At 61.7% G+C, this 20,687-nt stretch carries 17 protein-coding genes; 7 read left to right on the plus strand and 10 right to left on the minus strand.

Going from position 1 to position 20,687, the window contains the following annotated elements; all coding sequences use genetic code 11:
- The 3 genes from ACSYDV_RS10175 to ACSYDV_RS10185 form a co-directional block, all read right to left on the minus strand.
- Positions 1 to 420 carry a hypothetical protein gene (locus tag ACSYDV_RS10175; RefSeq protein WP_438323696.1) on the minus strand — a complete coding sequence of 140 codons (420 nt, stop codon included), beginning with the start codon at positions 418 to 420 and terminating at the stop codon, positions 1 to 3.
- A 145-nt stretch (positions 421 to 565) separates the two neighbouring features.
- A complete protein-coding gene (locus ACSYDV_RS10180; protein WP_438323697.1) occupies positions 566 to 868 on the minus strand; it encodes a DUF736 domain-containing protein in 303 nt (100 codons plus the stop codon).
- A 727-nt stretch (positions 869 to 1,595) separates the two neighbouring features.
- Positions 1,596 to 3,596: a ParB/RepB/Spo0J family partition protein gene (locus ACSYDV_RS10185; protein WP_438323698.1), complete on the minus strand. Its 2,001-nt coding sequence runs from the start codon at positions 3,594 to 3,596 to the stop codon at positions 1,596 to 1,598.
- Between the two features lie 686 nt (positions 3,597 to 4,282).
- On the opposite strand from ACSYDV_RS10185, the gene ACSYDV_RS10190 reads away from it, so the two are divergent.
- The 5 genes from ACSYDV_RS10190 to ACSYDV_RS10210 are packed head-to-tail and all read left to right on the plus strand — an operon-like array spanning position 4,283 to position 7,958.
- Positions 4,283 to 5,098 carry a GIY-YIG nuclease family protein gene (locus ACSYDV_RS10190; protein WP_438323699.1) on the plus strand — a complete coding sequence of 272 codons (816 nt, stop codon included), beginning with the start codon at positions 4,283 to 4,285 and terminating at the stop codon, positions 5,096 to 5,098.
- A 5-nt stretch (positions 5,099 to 5,103) separates the two neighbouring features.
- Positions 5,104 to 5,679 (plus strand): GIY-YIG nuclease family protein, encoded by a 576-nt coding sequence (locus tag ACSYDV_RS10195; protein ID WP_438323700.1) that lies wholly within the window; start codon positions 5,104 to 5,106, stop codon positions 5,677 to 5,679.
- Positions 5,680 to 5,714: 35 nt separating this feature from the next.
- Positions 5,715 to 5,966, plus strand: a complete 252-nt coding sequence (locus tag ACSYDV_RS10200) for a hypothetical protein (protein WP_438323701.1) — start codon at positions 5,715 to 5,717, stop codon at positions 5,964 to 5,966.
- Complete coding sequence (locus ACSYDV_RS10205) at positions 5,959 to 7,104, plus strand: DNA cytosine methyltransferase (protein WP_438323702.1); 1,146 nt, start codon at positions 5,959 to 5,961, stop codon at positions 7,102 to 7,104. The genes ACSYDV_RS10200 and ACSYDV_RS10205 overlap by 8 nt, the downstream gene beginning before the upstream one ends.
- Entirely contained in the window at positions 7,101 to 7,958 is an 858-nt protein-coding gene (locus ACSYDV_RS10210; protein WP_438323703.1) for a hypothetical protein, read from the plus strand. The genes ACSYDV_RS10205 and ACSYDV_RS10210 overlap by 4 nt, the downstream gene beginning before the upstream one ends.
- Here the strand turns inward: ACSYDV_RS10210 and ACSYDV_RS10215 are convergent.
- Positions 7,955 to 8,362, minus strand: a complete 408-nt coding sequence (locus tag ACSYDV_RS10215; RefSeq protein WP_438323704.1) for a very short patch repair endonuclease — start codon at positions 8,360 to 8,362, stop codon at positions 7,955 to 7,957. The genes ACSYDV_RS10210 and ACSYDV_RS10215 overlap by 4 nt on opposite strands.
- Positions 8,363 to 8,491: 129 nt before the next feature.
- Positions 8,492 to 10,624: a helix-turn-helix domain-containing protein gene (locus tag ACSYDV_RS10220; protein ID WP_438323705.1), complete on the minus strand. Its 2,133-nt coding sequence runs from the start codon at positions 10,622 to 10,624 to the stop codon at positions 8,492 to 8,494.
- Positions 10,625 to 10,907: 283 nt separating this feature from the next.
- On the opposite strand from ACSYDV_RS10220, the gene ACSYDV_RS10225 reads away from it, so the two are divergent.
- Positions 10,908 to 11,165 carry a helix-turn-helix transcriptional regulator gene (locus ACSYDV_RS10225; RefSeq protein WP_438323706.1) on the plus strand — a complete coding sequence of 86 codons (258 nt, stop codon included), beginning with the start codon at positions 10,908 to 10,910 and terminating at the stop codon, positions 11,163 to 11,165.
- An 8-nt stretch (positions 11,166 to 11,173) separates the two neighbouring features.
- On the opposite strand, the gene ACSYDV_RS10230 is transcribed toward ACSYDV_RS10225, so the two are convergent.
- Both ACSYDV_RS10230 and guaA read right to left on the minus strand, forming a co-directional pair.
- Positions 11,174 to 12,430: a tyrosine-type recombinase/integrase gene (locus ACSYDV_RS10230; protein ID WP_438323707.1), complete on the minus strand. Its 1,257-nt coding sequence runs from the start codon at positions 12,428 to 12,430 to the stop codon at positions 11,174 to 11,176.
- 291 nt (positions 12,431 to 12,721) lie between these two features.
- A complete protein-coding gene (gene guaA, locus ACSYDV_RS10235; protein ID WP_438323708.1) occupies positions 12,722 to 14,308 on the minus strand; it encodes a glutamine-hydrolyzing GMP synthase in 1,587 nt (528 codons plus the stop codon).
- Positions 14,309 to 14,504: 196 nt separating this feature from the next.
- Here guaA and ACSYDV_RS10240 point away from each other — a divergent pair, with 196 nt between their 5' ends.
- Positions 14,505 to 17,015 carry a TonB-dependent receptor plug domain-containing protein gene (locus ACSYDV_RS10240; RefSeq protein WP_438323709.1) on the plus strand — a complete coding sequence of 837 codons (2,511 nt, stop codon included), beginning with the start codon at positions 14,505 to 14,507 and terminating at the stop codon, positions 17,013 to 17,015.
- Here the strand turns inward: ACSYDV_RS10240 and ACSYDV_RS10245 are convergent.
- The 3 genes from ACSYDV_RS10245 to ACSYDV_RS10255 form a co-directional block, all read right to left on the minus strand.
- Positions 17,012 to 18,064, minus strand: coding sequence for a glycosyltransferase family 4 protein (locus tag ACSYDV_RS10245; RefSeq protein WP_438323710.1), 1,053 nt, complete (start codon positions 18,062 to 18,064; stop codon positions 17,012 to 17,014). The genes ACSYDV_RS10240 and ACSYDV_RS10245 overlap by 4 nt on opposite strands.
- A gap of 10 nt (positions 18,065 to 18,074) precedes the next feature.
- Positions 18,075 to 18,956 carry a UDP-2,3-diacylglucosamine diphosphatase gene (locus ACSYDV_RS10250; protein ID WP_438323711.1) on the minus strand — a complete coding sequence of 294 codons (882 nt, stop codon included), beginning with the start codon at positions 18,954 to 18,956 and terminating at the stop codon, positions 18,075 to 18,077.
- A gap of 207 nt (positions 18,957 to 19,163) precedes the next feature.
- The gene (locus ACSYDV_RS10255; RefSeq protein ID WP_438323712.1) at positions 19,164 to 20,597 is read right to left on the minus strand and encodes an aldehyde dehydrogenase family protein; all 1,434 of its coding nucleotides are present in this window, start codon (positions 20,595 to 20,597) and stop codon (positions 19,164 to 19,166) included.
- Positions 20,598 to 20,687 lie beyond the last annotated feature (90 nt).

Raw genomic sequence — 20,687 nt, forward strand, 5'->3', positions numbered from 1 at the left:
TCATTGCAGGCGATAGGTCGGTGCAGGAGCCGCTGCATGGGCCGGAACCGTCAGTGCCATCATGATCCGGGTGGAGCAGATGGCGCAGTCGAGCGCGGTGGCGATGTCCTTGTCGCAGGCAAGGCAAGCCTTGCGCGAGAAACGCCCGTCGATGAGGTCGAGTAGCAGATGCTCGTCCTCGGAAATGTCGGGACCGTCGCCCGCCAGAACAGGGCGTCCGAGGCCGATCTCATAGAGATGAATGAGGCTGTCGAGCACCGGCGTCAGCATGGTGCAATCATGCGCGTCGAGCACGCGGGAGAGACAGGGCTGGACCGGCTCCCCGGCCATTCGCGCCTCGCTCCAGCACCGGATCGCATCGACCAGCATGGTCGCTGGCGCGGTGGTCTGGTGGACGGGCGGCGTGAAATGGCGGGTCATCTGTGGTCCTTTCTGAACTACCCCTCATGCGCTTCGGCTTCGCTTATTGCGATTAATTCGCAAATAGACGAAGGCCCGCCGTTGGGCAAGCCTTTCCTGCGGGCGAAAGAGGCACCCCGCCTCGCTGGCGGGGTGCCTCTTTCGGTCAGCGCGACCAGATGAGGTTGAAATCGCCCGGCGTATCGCTCTCGATCAGGCTGGCGTAGATCGGGGCCGGGAAGCTCGGATCGTCCAGCTTCACCGAGGCATAGGGCCGATCCTCGCGGCTGATCTTCTGCCAGGCGGCGCCCAGTTCATAGCCGTCCTCGGCGCGATGGATGCGGAAATCGGGTGCCTTTTCGCTGTCCTTTTCGACCCGGCGAAGTTCGAGCGGGACGTTGAGGCTGAGGGTGCGAAGCGTGCCGACGAAGCCGGTGTCGCTGGTCCTGAAGGTGCCGATGATGGCCATTGTCCGTTCCTTTCCTGGTTTCGAGAGCTGCGCCCTTCGCGGCCTCGATGCTTGTCGTCCGGACGGGGCTGGACGCTCCTGCACCTGCCAGGGCTGAAACGGAGTGGAGGACGGTGCCGGGCGGCTTTCTTGTCTCGCGATGCAAAGCCGGTTCATCCGGCGGCGGAAGAAAGCCGCCCGGCACCGTTGCGGGAAAGCGGTCAGGTTCGGCCAGAACAAGCAACGGGAGAGGCCGTGGGGGCGCACCGCGCGCACCATGGAACGGGGCCGTGGCCGGGAGAGGTTTGAGGGTGGAGACCGGATCGTGACCTGCCTGCCCTCATGGCCGTCGCAGGGATGATGCCAGGTCGATAAGGATAGCGATGGCTGCGGCACATCATGGCGGTGGACTGGCAAAATGAGCGCGCCGGATGAGTGGCGTCAACGACGAGGATAGACCCTATGCCTCGGCAGCGGCATTTGCATTCAAGTCGCTGGTGCTCCCACCGATTGCATCGCAATGCCGTCCAATCTCGTCCTCGCAATGACCTGCCCCCCGCATCCTGCTGCGCAGCGACCGTGCCGCGCTTCGGGGCTTGCCTTCCGACGAGCGGCCCGGTGCTGGCGAACTGGCAGGATGGGTGAAAAAGGCATCTTTCAACAAACATGGCCGCGCCGGTGAGGCGCGGCCGCGATTTTTGCCAGCAGGGCAAAGCCGGAACCGCTGCGGGCGGCTCCGGCCTCATCCTTATTCGGCTGCGATAGCGTAACGGTCCTGCTGGTCGTCATTGGCGACCATGTCCGCCTCGCTCTCAACCTTCGCGGTGCGCAGCGGCTGGGGTAGCCATTCTGTGCCAGCCACAAGCTGCTCGGCTGCATCGGCCATGTCCGCCTTCTTCGTCGGACGGATGCGGTCTGCCGCTTCCACCGACACGGCCTCGCTGACGGCCTGTGCGATGTGGTCCTTGGTTACGCGCCCGAAATAGCTGCGGGCGGTCGGCGTCCAGTGCCGGGCCATATCGAGATCGACGGCGCTTGCCATGATGTCCGCTGCCGCCACCGGGCTGACCGAGCGCTCCCATGGCAGCTTCACCGCATTGACGGTCAGGGACACGCAATGGGCCAGCAATTCGTCCCGGCTGCGATCCTCCATCTCGGCGATGAACAGCCAGAGGTCATCAGCATCGGTCGGAAGCTGCGTGCCCCAGCCATCATGCCGCGCGGCCAAGGCTTCGGCATCGCCTGTGTCCGCGATCCCATCGGCATGGGTGCCAAGCGCCTCGCTTGTTGCCCGAACCTCAAGGCAAGACTTTGCCCGGCCATGATAGAAGAGGTCGGACACCATGGCATGTGTCAGGGCCAGCATGGCAACGCCGACATTGTCGCCCAGCACCAACCGCAATGCGAGGGTGCGATGGGCAGTAAGGTCGCGCACAAGGCTGTCGGAAATCGGCTTGGCACATCCGGCTTCCTCTTCCTCCTCGCTGCCCTCGTCATCCTGATCGTCATCGGGATCGGTGGCGGGCAAGCCGCTCTCATCCCGTTCCTCGCTGTCCGCTTCGGCCTGCGGCTCATCCTCGGGCCGCACGAAACCGCGCTCGATCCGCGCAATCCCGTTGGAGCCAAGGCAGACAAACACGCCGCCCCGCGCAATCACATCGGCCTCATAGGCATATTGCTTCGCCTCGATGGCGTCGATCTCGGCATCCAGCGCCTTCACCTTCGCGACCACATCGCCGGGCATGGCGTCATAATCGTCGCAACCCTCCATCAGGCCGTCATATTCCGCAGTGGCCTCATCCAGTCGGTCCTTGTCCACATCGGGCAGGGCAACACCCTGCGGGTAATAGCGCCGCATCCCATGATGGTGCGGGAAGTCGGCAAGCCCCTCGGCCCATTTCCAGCCTTCGCCCAGCATGCCTGCCGCCAGTTCGCGCAGCTTTTCAGCGACCAGCAGTTCCAGCAGCACGCCATCCTCGAAATAGCCGCCATCATCCTCGGTGAAGAGGTCACGGGTGATATGGCCGCCCGCCTCGACATAGGCATCCGCGCCGATGAAGATGGCACGGCGATCATGGGCAGGCACCTTGTCGACGGTGAGGTCGCGGCGAATAATCCATGGCTCCTTGTTGAAGGAGAGATTGTCGAACACCTGTTCCTGCCGGGCATGGTCGTCGGTGATGGCGAAGGCAGCCAACTGGTCCAGCGTCAGGCCGTCCTGCCGGTAGATGTCCATCAAGCGGGGACTGACCGCGCCCAGCCTCAACCGCCGCTTCACGACCTCCGCCGAGACACCGAAGCGCGCCCCGATTTCCTCCGCGCCCCAGCCGCGATTGACCGAAAGCTCATGGAAGCGCTCGAACTGGTCTGCCGGGTGCATGTTGGTGCGGGTGATATTCTCATCCAGACTGACCTCGGACGGATCATTGCTGGTATCGAGCCAGCAGCGCACGGGTTCGGCTTTGCCGATCTGCTTGCGCTTGGCCCGCAGAAGCTGCGCCTGCCTGCGCCCTTCGCCTGCCGTCACCAGATAATAGCCGGTCGGCTGGTCGTTCTTTATTTCCGGTTCCACGACAAGGTTCTGGATCATGCCCTTGTGATGGATTGATGCGGCCAGCGCCTCGATAGCGGCCTCGCCATGGGGCACCTTGCGGGCATTGCTGGGAGACTTGCGCAGCTTGTTCAAGGGCACGAAGATTTCCACGCCGGTCAGTCCTTGCGCAGTATGGGTTTCGGTAACAGCGTTCATTTGCCTACTCCTTCAAAACCACACGCACCCCGGAAATGGGGTGGGCGGCGAAAGAGCTTGCCGGTTGGCCTGCCGGCAGAGCCGGGGCGCACCCGCAGGGCCGAAACGAAGAGGAGGTAAGCGCGGACCCGCGCGTTGCGGCCTGGCGCGGCAGGCCTAGAGGGAAGTGACGCCCACCCCATGCATGGAGTGCAACGACAGACCAGCGTGATCGGGCGGCAACGCCCCGGCCCGATCTCCATTGATATGAAAGTTGCAAATCCGCTCTCGGATTTCCAATCCGGCGCGCGAGCGCCAGCCCGCCAGTCCGATCGTCACCCTTCCGGGCCGAAACCCGTCCGGGGTTCGGTCGCCGTCAGGCGATAGAGCGGCGGTCCCGCAGGGAGGCGCCTATGGTTTCAGCGTGCGTGTTTTTCCATTCCAACATCGATCTCTCAAGGTCGCCAAAGTGCGGAGCCCTTCGAAATCCTCGCTGAAATATGCTATTACAGTCAGGTATCCCCCGGTGGTCCCTGCGTCCACACCACCGGGGCGCGCAATCTCTGCGATGGGCATGTAAACGAGGCTGTCTGCAAAGCTGAGCAAGCCCCCTCGGCGCTCCCGCCCCCCATCGATATAATTTTGCCAGCGACTTGGCGCCTCCCGTCTTTGGATACTAAAGTTCATTCGATGAGGGAGAAATGTGAGTGGCTAAAGGGAAAAAAGGACAAGATGGCCACGCGGAAGAGGTGAAGATACCGGGAGCCTCTTTTGAGACAGAAAGCCTGCGCCAAGGCTTGAAGAGCTTCTATGATATAGTCCCTACCGATGCAGATGGCGCTCCTCTCCTGACCAAGTTCAAGAAGCTTCGTGGGAAAAACGGCGGACATTCATCGGTGCCCGTTCAACTTGGCGCTTTCAAGAAGGGCGTCTACGCATTCTTTGATTACGAAAATAGTCCAATCTATGTTGGCCAAACTCGTGAAAAAATAAGCGGACGAATAGGACGACATCTTACAAACCAACGCACTGATGCGGTTGCGATGTCAGTTCTAGATCCCTTTGAGGTCTGCCATATTTCAGTATGGCCTCTCCCTGATCTTCAGGATGAGCCCGCCAACAGTCCAGTTGTTATAGACGAACTCAACAAGCTGGAACGAGCGGTGTTCAACAGCCTTAAGGGCGATGGGCAATATCCCATCCTCTTGAATGAAAAAGACCCGCCGTCGTCCGACGATATCGACACTCTTCCTGAATGCTTCAGCGCGCAGATACTTCCTGAGATCTTGATATCCATCCGGGGTCATCCGGACACCAGGATCGCCCGTCGGGCTCTTACGATATCCCGCTTGGCTCAGGTTATATCAGAGCGGGAACTGAAGGGAACGGGGCTACGACGAGCTTTGGTTGTGCAGGCGATGAGACTACAAGCCCTGTCTGAAGCTCGCTTTTTCGAGACCGGCGGTCAAGCGCAGGTCGCAGAACGCGACACCAAAGAGGGTGAAGACGAGAAGGGTGAGTAAATACCGTGGCGATTGATTTCAATTTCAGAAAAAGGGCGGTACGATCCCTTACCAGCAGCATCGGTGTTTACGTACTTTGCGATCTAGATAAGGTTCCCATCTACGTTGGTCAGTCAAAAGATGGCATTAGGAGCCGAGTGGCGCGACACCTCACGTCCGCTCGATCCGATATCATTGCCAACCGCCAGATTGATGTTTGGGAAATTGCCTGGGTTTTGGCGTATCCTGTCGAAACCAGGGAAGAGATCACGCCGCTGGAAAATCTCCTCTTCCATCACTTCAATCCGCAATCCCAGTTGATGAACGGGTCCATTCCGGCTCCGCCGCCAGAAGGGGCCGTGCCGCCGGATCCGGCGCAAGTGGTGCAGGTCATGTCGGACGAAGAGATCGCCGATAAGATTGACCCTGTGCAGCGGCTCCCCCGCCAAGCCAGCCATTACACGAATATCGTCGGCCACTTCCTCGCGGTCAAAAATTCTCCGCAGGTCGCTCGCGCGATGGACGCACATTTCAAGCGGCTGGCCAGCTATCACGCGGAATTGCTGGGCCTTGCTGGCGACTCGGATCCTGGGGAAGAATAGCCCTTGCTAAAATATTAGAACATACGCAGAACGCTATGGACAAGATGCGGTCATGGCGCCACAATGGCGCCATGACCGCATCTCCTAAGCCATCTACCGTCCGCGACCTTGATCGCATCAATCTCCGCCTATCGGCTGAAACGTTCGCTTTGATTGATGCTGCGCGCGCCGATCGCCTCGGCAGCGTCTCACGCAACACCTGGATCACCGAAGCCATTGCGGAGAAGCTGGCGCGCGAAACAAGCGCCATTGATCAGACCGGGAAAGGTCAGATCGCCAATGGCTGATTTTTACGAGTTCTTTGCAGGCGGCGGCATGGCTCGCGCTGGCTTGGGCGCGGGCTGGACGTGCCTGTTCGCCAACGACTTCGATCATAAGAAGGGACTTACCTACCAAGCCAACTGGGGCACCGGCGGCGAACTGATGGTTGGCGACGTAAAGCAAATCACCGCTGACAAGCTACCTGGCGCAGCCGATCTCGTTTGGGGGTCGTTTCCTTGTCAGGATTTGTCCCTGGCCGGCGGAGGCGCCGGGTTGCGCGGCGAACGCTCCGGCACATTCTATCCTTTCTGGGACGTGATCCGCAGCCTTATCGCGGATGGACGGGCGCCCAGAGTCATCGCGCTCGAAAACGTTTGCGGCACGTTGACGTCGCATGAAGGCAAAGATTTCGAGGCGATCTGCCAGACCTTCGCGGACGCGGGCTATCGCTGCGGCGCCTTAGTCATCAATGCGGACCTTTTCCTCCCACATTCTCGCCCCCGGCTATTCGTGGTCGGAGTCCGTGCGGACGTGCCGATTGAACCAGCGTTGCTCGCGCCAGGACCAATTGAGCCATTCCACACTCGCGGGCTGAAAAGCGCCGTCGAACGGCTTCCTGCCGAGCTAAGGCAAGCCATGTTATGGTGGAACATGCCGACGCCCAGTCGGCGCAATACGACGTTCGTGAGCATGATCGAGGATAATCCGACGAGTGTATCGTGGCACACGCCGGCCGAAACCCAGCAACTTCTCGGCATGATGTCGCCCATCAACCTGGCCAAAGTGAACGCCGCCAAGCGAGCGGGGCATCGCATGGTCGGAGGGGTTTACAAACGCACCCGGGTCGAGGGTGGCGTGAAAGTTCAGCGGGCCGAAATCCGGTTTGATGACGTGTCCGGTTGTCTGCGCACGCCTGCTGGCGGTTCTAGTCGCCAAGTGATCGTCGTCGTCGATGGCTCCAAGGTGCGATCGCGGCTGATTTCTGCGCGCGAGACGGCGCGCCTTATGGGCTTGGGCGACGACTACAAGTTGCCGCGCAACTATAATGAAGCGTACCATCTCACCGGCGACGGGGTCGCGGTGCCGGTCGTTCGGCACCTTGCCCATCATATCTTGGAGCCGCTTTTAGGCATGGCGGAGGCCGCCGAACGGGCTGCGGCATGAGCGTCATACCATGCGAGCAGAACAGCGATCTCCGAGCGCAAATTGAGCGGTTCGCCGAGGTTTTAAAAACCGAGGCGCACCGGCTTGGCGATCATGGCCTGGACGAACGCGATTTTTACAACTCGGGCCTGTTCCGAGGCGCCGTCGAGCGGGTAAGAGGCCAGTTCTCCGCCACGATGCGCGCCAAGCGCGAGTTTGTTCAGCATGTCCTCAATCATATGGAGGATGAAGGCTTCATCGCCGGATGGGATCTTACAGGGGACGCGAGCCGCAATGACTATTTGGTGCGGCTTCGATCCGGCCGCACCGCCGTCATCGATCTCAAAGGTTGCCTGGACGGCAACAACACCAATATCTTTGAGCGGCCGGCTGATGCCGATGAGTTCGTGATCTGGAGCATCTGCACAAATCTCGGAGCCGACCCCCGCCGCAATGCTTGGTCGGGAATCCATACGCGCTTGAGCGCAGAGATGATTTCCCGCAATCAGCGCGTCGATGGCCTGATCGTATGGGATATGGTGTGCGGAACAATCGGCCGGCGATGCCCCAAGATCGCCGACAATGACGAAACACGACTGACCGATATTGGACCGTTTCGGGTTCCCCCTGCTTGCATCTATCTGCTGCCCAGCACCGTTCCATCCAGCACGATGCCGACTGTCGCGGCCCAACCGATTGAAGCCGTCGAGCTGTTATCCGCCTTCCATGACTGCTTCAAAGGTGGAGATGCCGAATTGAACCATGTAGATTTCGAGCTGTCGCAGAACGGCCCTGACCTCATGCGGCGCACGACGATCCGGCGCGCAGGCGTCGTGCAAAAAGTGTCCGACATGACTGCGATCCGGCGGGTCTAAGCATCAAGAAAGCTGGTCAAGCGCCGCGATAGCTGATCGGTGTCGCGCATCTCGCATTCCCACAGCACCAGGACGCGCCAACCGTCGTTCTCAAGCCGTTGCCGGGCCTGCTTGTCCCGTTCGACATTTCGGTCCAGCTTAGCATGCCAGTATGTCGCGTTGCTGGATGGTCGGCGCGCCCCACGCGGGCACTCATGCTGATGCCAGAAGCAGCCATGTACGAAAATAGCTGCTCTGCGAGCTGGAAACACGAGGTCGGGACTGCCAGGCAAGTCTCGACGATGCAGGCGGAAGCGATAGCCGAGCCGATGCGCCAGTCGCCGCACGATCATTTCGGGCCGCGTGTCCTTTCCACGCACGCGCCGCATTCGCTCAGATCGTGCCGTAGGCTCAAGCGTATCCATTTTCCACCATTATGCCACGCTGGTCAGCGGCGAGTGATGCGCCGTGAAAGGCTGGCCTTCCTACCCTGAAATTTCGGTGCTGAAAGCCGGCAGCCGAATGCGCCTTGAACGACTGCCGGCCAAAGGAACCTAGCTCTGCTCCAGCAAGGCTTCGACGGAAGCAACGCTAGCGGTCCACTCCGTGGAGATCGCATCGATCACCCGGGTATCGCTATCGTCATGGTCATCTTCGTCAAACCAGCTTTCATTCCGTTGCGCGACACGCTCGCGATACCCGCGTCCACGCCCCCACTCCCGATAGCATTCGCGCCAGAAATCTGCATCAACCCGCATTTCATCAGCATATACGCTTTGTCCGACAAGCTGGGTTTTACGGATCAACGCATCAAAACCGGCTTCAAGCGCACGCACCGTCTGGCGGACCAAATCATGAGCATCTGCGAACTCGGGGTCGTTGAGTATGTTGATTGCAACCTCCTGGAATCCCTTCAGTCGAGGTTCGGCCATCGATGCAGCGACGCGCCGTGCGCCGTGGCTAAGCTGATGGGAATAATCGAGATTGCCCCAATCGCCTTCTCGGATCACCGATGCATATATGGTCTGGGCATGGGCAGCGCGGATGGCGCGCGCGAGACTGTCACGCACCCTCCGATTTCGCGGTGGGGCAAGAGTGGTGTTATTTTCCAGCCAAGTGGTGAGCTGCCTCGCCGCGATCCGCATGATTTCGCGTGACTGCTCTTTCTCATAATTAGCAAGAAGTGCGCGGGCGCCGCCAATGATCTCGCGCAGTTCACGACGATGCTCTTCCTGCACCGCCCGAATGCGCAACAGCAGGAAACGGCGCAGCACCTCTGGCGCTTCTTCAGCTGCGTTGAAAAATTGGATAGGCAATCCATCAAGTCCGAGAGGATGCAGTTTAAGGGCAACTTCTTCGGCTTTCAGGTCGTACCCTTCTTCAGCGGAATGCACTGGAGCGCCGTTGTCCTTCATGGCGAGAGCATCGCCAGGACGCGGCAAAACGAGAATGGAAGCGTGGCTCTTAAGGGTTCTGACGCCACCTTCCTTGGCGCGGATCAAGAGCTGCCGCACTGCGGTGGCCGGCGCTTCGTTGAAAACCGTGCAAAGGATGGCGACGGTGTGAGAATCATCGAAATGCTGCTCAAGATCGGCGCGTTCCGCAATATCATCGATGCCCTGCGTATCGACCAAGGTTACTTCGATGTCGCTCTCACCAAGGATCGGCATGGGAGCGACCAGTTCGATGCGACGAGGCAAGCCGAATTCCGCATGGCGTCCGTTATTGATCTGCTCGAACATATCTTGAAGCCATTCGAGCGCAGGGCGCCCTGAAGTGTCGGAATACCAAGCGTCGCGCCGGTCACGGCGATGCAACCCCATGCGCGCCAGTATCTCGACCGCGAGGTCTTTCACCTCCTTGTGCAATCCAGCCAATTCTCGAGCTTCATCCCAGGCGGGGACGACCGATCCGTCCGGCTTTCGTTCAGCGCGGCGACGCTTAAATCCAGCCATATTGCGGATCGCACGTTCGACTTCACGAGATATTCCGGGCGTGCCGCCGTCTGCGCCGCCATCGTCACCATCCGGCTGCGAAGGGTTAAGGAGGAAACCCGCAAATTCCGCGACTTGACGGCGCAGTTCATCCTCGCTGCATGGCTCGACTATCACGCCGAAGCCGGGGCCGCGACGGACATGGACCTCACAAATGGTGATGCCGCCAGCCCCCGTTTCAAGGACCGCTTTAGGCATCCCACGGGTGCTAGGCATCTCAAGGCCTTCCGCACGGCAAATGGCTGTGGATTTGCCGACTGCGATGGTGCCGAGCAGCGCTACACGAAACCGCTTATCACGCACCTTCTCGGCTGCCGCCACGAGCTCCTCCTCATACCGAACGAGACGGCGCTCGAAGAACTGCTTCACGTCTGGGCGCTCAGCGAGTTCGTGAACCTCGCGTGCCACTTCTTCGGTTTCCCAGAGAAGATCGCCATCTGGGTCGCCCAAGGGCGGCGCGGGCAAAATCGTCCACTCTCGCTGAAGAGCAGCAAGCGCAGATACGGCATCCGGGGTGCCTATGCCATTCAGAATGATAGAGAGCTCTTCGGCGCTGATCGGACGATCACCGCTCTCTATGCGAGATAGGAGCGGTCCGCTCCATGAAAGCTGCTTTGCGAGCGCAGCCTGCTTCAGTCCAGCGTCATTGCGCAGCCTGGTCAGGTATGCGCCAACTTCTTGATCGGTAGCCATCGGATTCTCCTTGAGCATCTGATGGCATGATTCTCAGCTCCTTTCAACAACGTTTACAGAAACGTTTCATAAATGTTTTTCAATCTCGGTCTAGTAGCGTGAGCGCCACATTGGAATGCCAAGGATTGCAGTGGTTAGAGGCAATTCCGTCAGCGGCAATCTCGCGTCTGATAGCCCCATGTTTGTTTTTCTACGCCAGAACACTCCACCCGAGAAAAGTTCTTCCGTTGGACGAAGACATCCGGTCTCCTGCGCTGACATTCGGCAACGAAAGGCAAATCTCATGGCGAATTCATCTATTTCCTACACTCGCACAATTCGTCGCCAGCAGCTGAAGGAGATGGTTCCGCTCGCCGACAGCACCATCTTCGAAATGGAGCAGCGCGGCGAGTTTCCTAGGCGCTACGCCCTTTCGCCGCGCACAGTCGTCTGGAACCTTGCTGAAGTGGAGGCGTGGCTGGCTGACCGTCAAGCCAAGCCGATCCGCCGCGCCCAGGTCGTTGATGTCCGTGACCGCCGTACCCGGCCGGTCAGGGGCTAGCCGAACCGTCACAGGCTTGGATCGAGTTCGAGGAGCGGAGCGGTCGGCGGCATGATGACCGGCGCGTATTTTTGCCCGGCAATCCATGCCTCGACGGTATTCGACCACTGTTGCATCATATGACGCCGCTGCTGCTCATACTCCGCCTTGTTGTAGACACCGCGAGACGACCGGCCATCCTCGTGCGCCAAGCATTTCTCGATCCAGTCGCTGTTGAACCCAAGCTCGTTGAGCAAGGTCGAGCCAGTACGGCGCAGGTCGTGGACCGTGAAAGGTTCGAGCGGTAGCCCCTCCAGCTTGGCTTGTTCTACCACGGAATAGGTCACTCGATTGAAGGTCGCTCGCGACATTGGCGCATCCGCGTCATAGCGGGATGGGAGAAGATACCTAGAATTGCCAGCGCAGGTCTTCAGCGCAATCAGAATGTCGAGCATCTGGGTCGAAAGATAGACGTTGTGGGCCTTAGACCGCTTCATCCGCTCCTTCGGGATCGACCAGACGGCATTCTCGAAATCGACCTCGTCCCAGACGGCATCCTGCAATTCGCTCTTCCGCACCATGGATAGCAGGAAGAATTTCATGCCCAGACGAATGGTAGGGAGCGTCGCGACCTTCTCGATCACGCGAAACAGGACGCGAATCTCGGAGGGTGAAAGGGAGCGATCCTTGGGGCGGAAGGTCGCGATCGAAGCAGGGCCAACGTCATCGGCGGGATTGGCGATCTTCTCGCCGTGGAGGATGGCGAAGCCATAGATTTGCTTGAGGATGTCGCGGACATGGATGGCGGTCGCCGGAGCACCGCGATCGACGATCCGCAGGCAATGCTCCCGTAGGTCGCCGGGCGTGATCTCCGTCAGCAGGCGGTTGCGCCACACAGGCAGCAGTTCGCGCTCCCAGATCGAGCGCCGCATGGCTCTCGTGCTATCGGCCATCGGAGCGTCCTTCAGCCACTTCTCACCGAACTCGCCGAAACTCTTGGCTTCCTTGAGGCGGCGCTTGTCACGCTGCTTCTCGATCGATGGAGAGAGGCCCTCCTGCAACATCCTTCTGGCGTCGATGCACTTCTCCCTCGCACGGGCGAGGGATAGACCAGAAGCCCCATATTTTCCGAGGGTTACAGTTTCCCTCCGGCCGTTCAGACGGTAATCCAGCCGGAAGGAAATCGTGCCATTCGGGCTGACCCGTACATACATGCCGTCCCGGTCAGAAACCTTGTAGGCTTTGTCTTTTGGTTTCAGGTGCTTAAGCGCCGTATCGGTCAACATTGCCGGGCCTCCGATCCATTTTTACCGTCAGCCCGAAAACGCACCTCTCCCGCCCGAAAAAGCTATGCTTTTCCAGATGTTATGGAGAAAAAAATACCGTCAGGGCTGCTATGACCCTGACGGTATCGTGCTTTTCGTCGGTGAACAAGGGGAGGCGATACCGTCACGCAGGACGCAAACGCCGAAGGACACCCACCGATTGTCGGTGAATGTCCTTGGAGATAAATTATTTTTTATCAGTGAGTTACGTCGCAACCGAGCGTGGTTTCGGCTCCTCTGGAGGGGCCAATTTCACTCCCACTCGATGGTTCCGGGCGGCTTTGACGTATAGTCATATACCACGCGGTTGATCCCTTGCACTTCATTGATGATGCGCGTGGCGCAGCGGCTCAGGAAGCTTGCGTCGAACGGATAGATGTCGGCTGTCATGCCGTCGGTCGAGGTGACGGCGCGCAGCGCGCAGACATTGTCGTAGGTGCGATGGTCGCCCATCACGCCGACGGTCTTGACCGGCAGCAGCACTGCAAAAGCCTGCCAGATCGCATCGTAGAGCCCCGCGCCCCGAATCTCTTCGAGATAGATGGCGTCGGCCTTGCGCAGCGTGTCGCACGCGCCCTTGGTCACTTCGCCGGGGATGCGGATCGCGAGGCCGGGGCCGGGGAAGGGGTGGCGGCCGACGAAGATGTCGGGAAGCCCCAGTTCCTTGCCGAGCAGGCGAACCTCGTCCTTGAACAATTCGCGCAGCGGTTCGACCAGCGCCATCTTCATGCGCGCGGGCAGACCGCCGACATTGTGGTGGCTCTTGATCGTCACGCTCGGGCCGCCGGTGAACGACACGCTTTCGATCACGTCGGGATAGAGCGTGCCTTGCGCTAGGAAGTCGGCGCCGCCGAGCTTCTGCGCTTCCTCGTCGAACACATTGATGAACTCGCCGCCGATGAACTTACGCTTCTTCTCGGGGTCGGTGACCCCGGCGAGGCCCGCCATGAAGCGCTCCTCGGCGTCGACGACGACGAGCGGAATATTATAATGGTCGCGGAACAGGCGCTCGACCTGCTCGCGTTCGTTGAGGCGCAGCAGGCCATGGTCGACGAACACGCAGGTCAGCTGCTCGCCGATCGCTTCGTGGATCAGCACCGCAGCGACCGCACTGTCGACGCCGCCGGACAGGCCGCACAAGACGCGCTTGTCGCCGACCTGCGCGCGGATGTCGGCGATCTTGCTGGCGCGAAATTCCGCCATCGTCCAGTCGCCCGAACAGCCGCAGACATGGCGGACGAAGTTCGCGATCAGCTTGGCGCCGTCGGGGGTGTGGACGACCTCGGGGTGGAACTGGGTGCCGTAATAGCGGCGCTCGTCGTCGGCGATCAGCGCAAAGGGCGCGCCATCGCTGACCGCGACGATGCGGAAGCCGGGGGCGAATTCGGTGACCTTGTCGCCGTGGCTCATCCAGACCTGATGGCGTTCGCCGACGTCCCACAGGCCGTCGAACAGGACGCAGGGTTCGGTGACGGTCAGGAAGGCGCGGCCGAATTCGCCGTCGCGCTCGCCATCCTTGCCACCGGGTTCGACCTGGCCGCCCAGCTGCTGGCTCATGACTTGCTGGCCATAGCAGATGCCGAGGATCGGCAGGCCGCTGTCAAAGATCGATTGCGGTGCGCGGGGGCTGCCTTCGGCGGGGACCGAGGCGGGCGACCCCGACAGGATCACGCCCTTGGGCTGCATCCGCTCGAGCGCAGCCTCGGCGGCGTTGAACGGAACGATCTCGCTATAGACGCCGGCCTCGCGGACGCGGCGGGCGATGAGCTGGGTTACCTGACTGCCGAAATCGACGATCAGGATGGATTCAGGGGCGAAGGACGTGTCTGGAGTCGGCATGGCTGGCCGATAAGGGCATGCGTCCATGCTGTCCAGCAGTCGATGCCCGACGCCCGTCGAACTTCGCGCGCCCTGCCACATTGTTGCGACAAATCGCGACTAGATGAACCGCGGGGCAAATAGAATGTCAGGACGGGTTCAGCCGGCCGACCGTAAGAAACAGCGATAACAAGAATAGAAGAAGGCGCCTCTCCCAATGAATAAGACTCTCTCGATCCGGGCCGTTTTGCTTGCCGCGACCGCCATGGCGGCGACGCCGGTGCTGGCGGCCGACGAAGCCGGCATCGCCGCGCTGGCGGTCTCGGCCGCTGCCGACCAGCCGACGGACGGCGCGCCGGCCGCGCCCCACGACGATGAGGATTATGACGAGATCGACGGCGAGGAAATCGTCGTCACCGCGCCGCGCCTGGCGGGACAGCTCGACACCAATATCTCGGCCGAGGTCGAACTCGATGAAGCCGCGATCGCCAGCTATGGCGCCTCGTCGATCGAGGAATTGCTCGACGCGCTGGAACCGCAGACGCGCTCGGGGCGCGGACGCGGGGGTGGACGCCCGGTGATGCTGGTCAACGGGCGCCGCATTTCGGGCTTTGGTGCGATCCGAAACCTGCCACCCGAAGCGATTGCGAAGGTCGAGGTGTTCCCCGAAGAAGTCGCGCTGCAATATGGCTATGCGGCAACCGAGCGCGTGGTCAATTTCGTGCTCAAGCCGAATTTCCGTCAGATTTCGGTCGAAGGCGAAGCCGGCATCCCGACAAAGGGCGGCCGTATGCAAAGCGAACTCGAACCCGCCTTTGTGGCGATCGGACAGGATGGCCGGATCAACGTCAATGCCGGCTGGGAGCATAAGGGGCTGTTGCTCGAAAGCGAACGCGACATTGCCTATGACGATCCGCTCCGCGCCGAGGAGGCCATCGCCCGCAGCCTGCTCTCGGCGACCGACGAATATGTTATCGACGGCACGATCGTTCGCAATATCGATAAGGTGACCGAGGCATCGCTGAGCGTCCGGTTCGACCAGACCGACAGTTTGAGCCTGCTCGGCCCCGGTCTTGGCGGTCCCGGCGACCCGCGCCGCCGCGACAATCGCGCGCAGAATCTGACGACGTCGGCGAGCGTCAACGGGATGTTGGGCGACTGGCGCTGGTCGACAACGGGCAATTATGCCGATTCCGATACGCGCACCTTCACCGACCGCGAGGGTGGCACCCGCGACCGTTTCGACAGCAGTCAGCAAAGTTTCGGCGCCAATGCCAATATTTCTGGCAGCGTCATGGAGGGATGGGCAGGACCGATCCGTGCATCGATCACCGGCGGCTATAGCGGGCTGCGCTATGACAGCGAGGCCGACGGCGCCGTCACCCATTTGTCGCGCGACACGCCCAGCGTCTTCGGATCGCTGACCATCCCGTTGTTTGACCCCGAATATGAGGTCGGCAATTTTGGCCGCGTGTCGCTGACCCTGAACGCGCAGGCCGAGCGGCCGAGCGATTTTTCTGCCCTGAAAAGCTGGGGGACGACGCTCAACTGGGGCGTGACCGACAATCTGTCGCTGATCGCCAGCTACAAGAATGACGAAGCCGCACCCAGCATGACCCAGCTCGGCGCTGCGCCGCTGCAGACCGAGGGCGTGACCTATTATGACCTCACGACGGGCGAAACGGTCCAGATCACGACGATCACCGGCGGCAATCCCTTTTTGCGTGCCGAACAGCGGCGTGACCTGAAAGTCGGGCTCAACTGGGAAGTTCCGATGATCGAGGGGCTGCGCTTCTCGATCGATTATAACCGCAACCAGAGTTACGACACGGCGAACGGCTTTCCGTTGCTGACCGATGCGATCGCGGCTGCCTTCCCGGACCGTGTGACGCGGGCGCCTGACGGCACTTTGCTCTCACTCGATCAGCGGCCGATCAATTTCGACCGCGCGACCAATTCGCAGATCCGCTGGGGATTCAACTTCGGCAAGAGCTTTGGCCAGAAGGAAGCCGAAGCCGGTGAGCGCGGTCGCGGCCGTCCCGATGGCGAACGGCGCGGTGCGCGCGGCGGCGAAGGCGCGGCTCCGCCGCCCGGCGGTGCCAGCGAAGGTGCGGCGCCCGCAGCTGATGGCGAACGTCCTGCGGCAGCGGCGGGCGAGCGGCGGCGCGGGGGCCCTGGTGGCGGTCCCGGTGGTGGATTTCGCGGCGGTCGTGGTCCGGGCGGCCCCGGTGGAATGATGGGCGGCCAACAACAGGGCGGTCGCTGGCAGGTTTCACTCTATCACACGCTCAAGCTGACCGACAAAATATCGATCGGCCCCGGCGTGCCCGAACTCGACCTGCTAAACGGGGCGGCGACGGGCGACGGCGGCAGCAACCGCCACCTCGTCGAACTCGACGGCGGCCTCTTCTATCAGGGGATGGGGGCGCGCCTCAGCGCCAAATATGACAGCGGCAGCCGGGTGGTCGGCGGGGCGAATGGCGATCTCGATTTCGGCGATCTCGCGACCTTCAACCTGCGCTTCTTCATGGACTTTAACCAGAAGCCCAAGCTGATCGAGGCTGCGCCCTTCCTGAAGGGATCGCGCCTGCGCCTGTCGATCGACAATCTCTTCGACGCGCAGCGCAAGATCACCGACGGCAACGGGCGGGTGCCGCTCAATTACCAGCCGGGCTATATCGACCCGCTGGGCCGCTATATCGAGCTGGAGTGGCGCAAGACATTCTAGGCCGCGAGGCGCGGAGCGGCGACGCTGGTCCCGGATGATGAATCGGCGGGGATGAAGGTCAGCGCCTTCATAAACTGCGCGGTGCATCCCGGCCAGTTGTAGCGCGCACCGAGCGCGGCGGCATCGCGGCGTTCGCACGCCAACGCCGCCGCAATCGCCGCGTCCAGATCCTCGTCGAGCGCGCCCGCGCTGTCGCGGACGATGTCGGCGGGCCCCGGAACCGGAAAGGCGGCGACCGGGGTGCCGCAGCTCAGCGCCTCGATGATAACCAGCCCGAAGGTGTCGGTGCGACTGGGAAAGACGAAGACATCGGCACCGGCATAAGCGGCGGCGAGCGCCTCGCCCGACATTTTGCCGGGGAATACCGCTGTCGGATGCCGGGTCTTCAACTCGGCGAGTGCAGGACCGTCGCCGATGACCACCTTGGTTCCCGGGCTGTCGCTGCCCAGAAAAGCATCGATATTCTTCTCGACCGCGACGCGCCCGACATAAAGCTGAATCGGGCGCGGCAGTTTGGCAAACAGCGGATGCGGCGCGCGGTCGGGGCGAAACAGGTCATGATCGACCCCGCGTTCCCAAATCATCGTCTGGTCCAGCCCCTGTTCGGCGAGTTCGCGCGCAAGGCTGCGCGTCGCGACCATGATATGCTGCGCCGGGCGGTGGAACCAGCGGATGAAACGCCACACAAAGGCCGGCGACAGCGGCATCCGCGCCGCGACATATTCAGGAAAGCGCGTGTGATAGGCGGTGGTGAAGGGAAAATGTTTCTTGAGGCACCAGCGCCGCGCCGCAAGTCCCAGCGGCCCTTCGGTTGAAATATGGATCGCCTGCGGGGCGAAGGCGCGAATATGCCGTCCGACCCTGCGCCAGCCGGCAAAGGCGAGACGGATTTCGGGATAGGAGGGGCAGGGGATCGAACGGAACAGGTCGGGCGAGATGACACCGACATCATGCCCCGCCTTGCGCAGTTCGGCGATCGTCGCCTGCAGGGTGCGGACGACGCCGTTGACCTGGGGTTCCCACGCGTCGCTGACAATGAGGATCCTCATGCCCAATTCCTCAAGCGGCTCGCGCCGGGGCTGGCAGCTGGAGCTGCGCGGGCACTACGCGCGCTGCGACTTCAGCGGCCCAATGCAATATTTCCATCGTGCCGTCATGATGCTCGACCAGCGCCGTGCAGCCCTCGACCCAATCGCCGTCATTATAATAATCGACGCCGTCGATCGCGCGCATCTCGGCGCTGTGGATATGGCCACATACGACGCCATCGACCCCCCGCGAACGCGCGGCGTTGGCGACGACTTCCTCATAACGACCGATGAACTGGACGGCGTTCTTGACCTTATGCTTGGCGACCATCGACAGCGACCAATAGGGCAGGCCCAATTTGCTGCGGATGCGGTTCACGACGACATTCGCCCGCATCAGCGCGGTGTAGGCGGCGTCGCCGACGAAGGCGAGCCAGCGATGCGCCAGCATCACTGCGTCGAACTCGTCGCCATGGACGACCAGCAATTTGCGCCCGTCGGCGGTTTCGTGGATTGCCTCGCGCCGGATCTCGACCCCGCCGAAATCGAAACCGTCGAAGGGCTTGACCATCTCGTCATGGTTGCCGGGGACATAGACGACGCGCGTGCCGCGCTTCGCGCGCTTCAGCACCCGCCAGACGACGTCATTATGCTCGGGCGGCCAGAAATGGCGCTTCTTGAGGCGCCAGCCGTCGATGATATCGCCGACGAGATAGAGCGTCTCGCAATCGACATGGTCGAAAAAGTCGATCAGCATCGCGGCGTTGCAGCCGCGCGTGCCAAGGTGAATGTCGCTGACCCATACCGAACGATAACTGCGCCGTTCGCCGATCAGCCTTTCGGGAACATGCGGGTCGGTGGTGAAGGGGTCGGGAAAGCGGGCGGGGATGGGCAGGGTCGAAATCGTTGCCATGTCACACTCCGAAAGCAGCCTTAGCTGCCATCGGCCTAGACAGGAGTTTTGTTACAGCCTGCGATTCGAACCCGCGTCAGTTCGAAGACTCTTTGGCGGCGGTTGTGTGACGGGGCTGGGCAAAAGCCGTCGCCCCCGCGAAGGCGGGGGCCGCTGGCAGTATTGCGCACGGTCGATGGCGGCCCCCGCCTTCGCGGGGGCGACGAACTAGACCCGCCGGATCACCAGATTTCGGATCTCGCTCATATCCTCCATCGCGAAGCGGATGCCCTCGCGACCCAGGCCGCTGTCCTTGACGCCGCCATAGGGCATATTGTCGACGCGGTATGACGACACGTCGTTGACGACGACGCCGCCGACGTCGAGATGGTCCCACGCCTCCAGCACCTTGTGGATGTCGCGCGTGAACAGCCCGGCCTGCAGCCCGAATTTGCTGTCGTTGATCTCGGCGAGCGCGGCGTCCCAGTCGGTGAAGCGCGACAGGATCGCGAGCGGCCCGAAGGCTTCTTCGCGATAGGCGTCGGCGCTGCGGTCGACATTCTCCAGCAAGGTCGCCTGCAGCATCGCACCGTCGCGCTTGCCGCCGACGAGCAGTTTGGCGCCGCCCGCGACCGCCGCCTGAATCCAATTGTCGAGCCGCGTGGCCTCCTTTTCCGAAATCATCGGGCCGATGAAGGTGTCGCGTTCCTTCGGGTCGCCGGCGATCAACGTCTTGGTCTTCGCGACCAGCATGTCGCGGAACTGGTCGTAGATGTCGGCGTGGATGATGATCCGCTGGACCCCGATGCACGACTGGCCCGACTGATAGAAAGCGCCGAAGATGATGCGCGCGAGGGCATGGTCGAGGTCGGCGTCCTTGTCGACGATGACCGCTGCGTTGCCGCCCAGTTCGAGCACGACCTTTTTCTTTCCGGCCTTGGCCTTCAGATCCCAGCCCACACCGGGCGAACCGGTGAAGGACAGGAGTTTCAGCCGCTCGTCGGTGGTGAACAGGTCGGCGCCGTCGCGGGTCGCGGGCAATATGCTGAACGCGCCTTCGGGCAGGATGTCGCACTCGGCGAGCACTTCGCCCATGATGATCGCACCCAGCGGGGTCATCGACGCGGGCTTCATCACGAACGGACAGCCCATTGCGATCGCCGGTGCGATCTTGTGCGCGGCAAGGTTGAGCGGGAAGTTGAAGGGGGAGATGAAGCTGCACGGGCCGATCGGCACGCGCTTCCACATCCCCATATAACCCTTGGCGCGCGGGCTGATGTCGAGCGGCTGGACCTCGCCATAGTTGCGCACCGATTCCTCGGCGGCGATGCGGAAAGTGTCGATCAGGCGCCCGACCTCGCCCTCGGCGTCGTTGATCGGCTTGCCAGCCTCGACGCAGAGCGCATAGGCCAGCTCGTCGAACCGCTCCTTGAAGCGGCCGACGCAATGGTTGAGGACATCCTGCTTCTCATAGCTCGCGAGCCGCGCCATCGGCTCGGCGGCGCGTACCGCTCCCGCGATCGCCTCGTCGATCACATCGGGGGTCGCGAGCGCGGTGCGAAACGCGATCTCGCCGGTGAATTTGTCGGTGACCGCAAGATCGGTGTTCGGCTGCACCGCCTTGTTGTTGAGATAGAGCGGATAGACGTCCTTGAGTTTCATGCGCTTACTCCCCCCTCCCGCTTGCGGGAGGGGCCGGGGGTGGGCCGGGGGCGGTGCGGTTTGCCCACCCCGCTGCGACTGACGAGCAAG

It is taken from the genome of Sphingopyxis selenitireducens, from assembly GCF_051550705.1.
Taxonomy (GTDB): Bacteria; Pseudomonadota; Alphaproteobacteria; order Sphingomonadales; family Sphingomonadaceae; genus Sphingopyxis.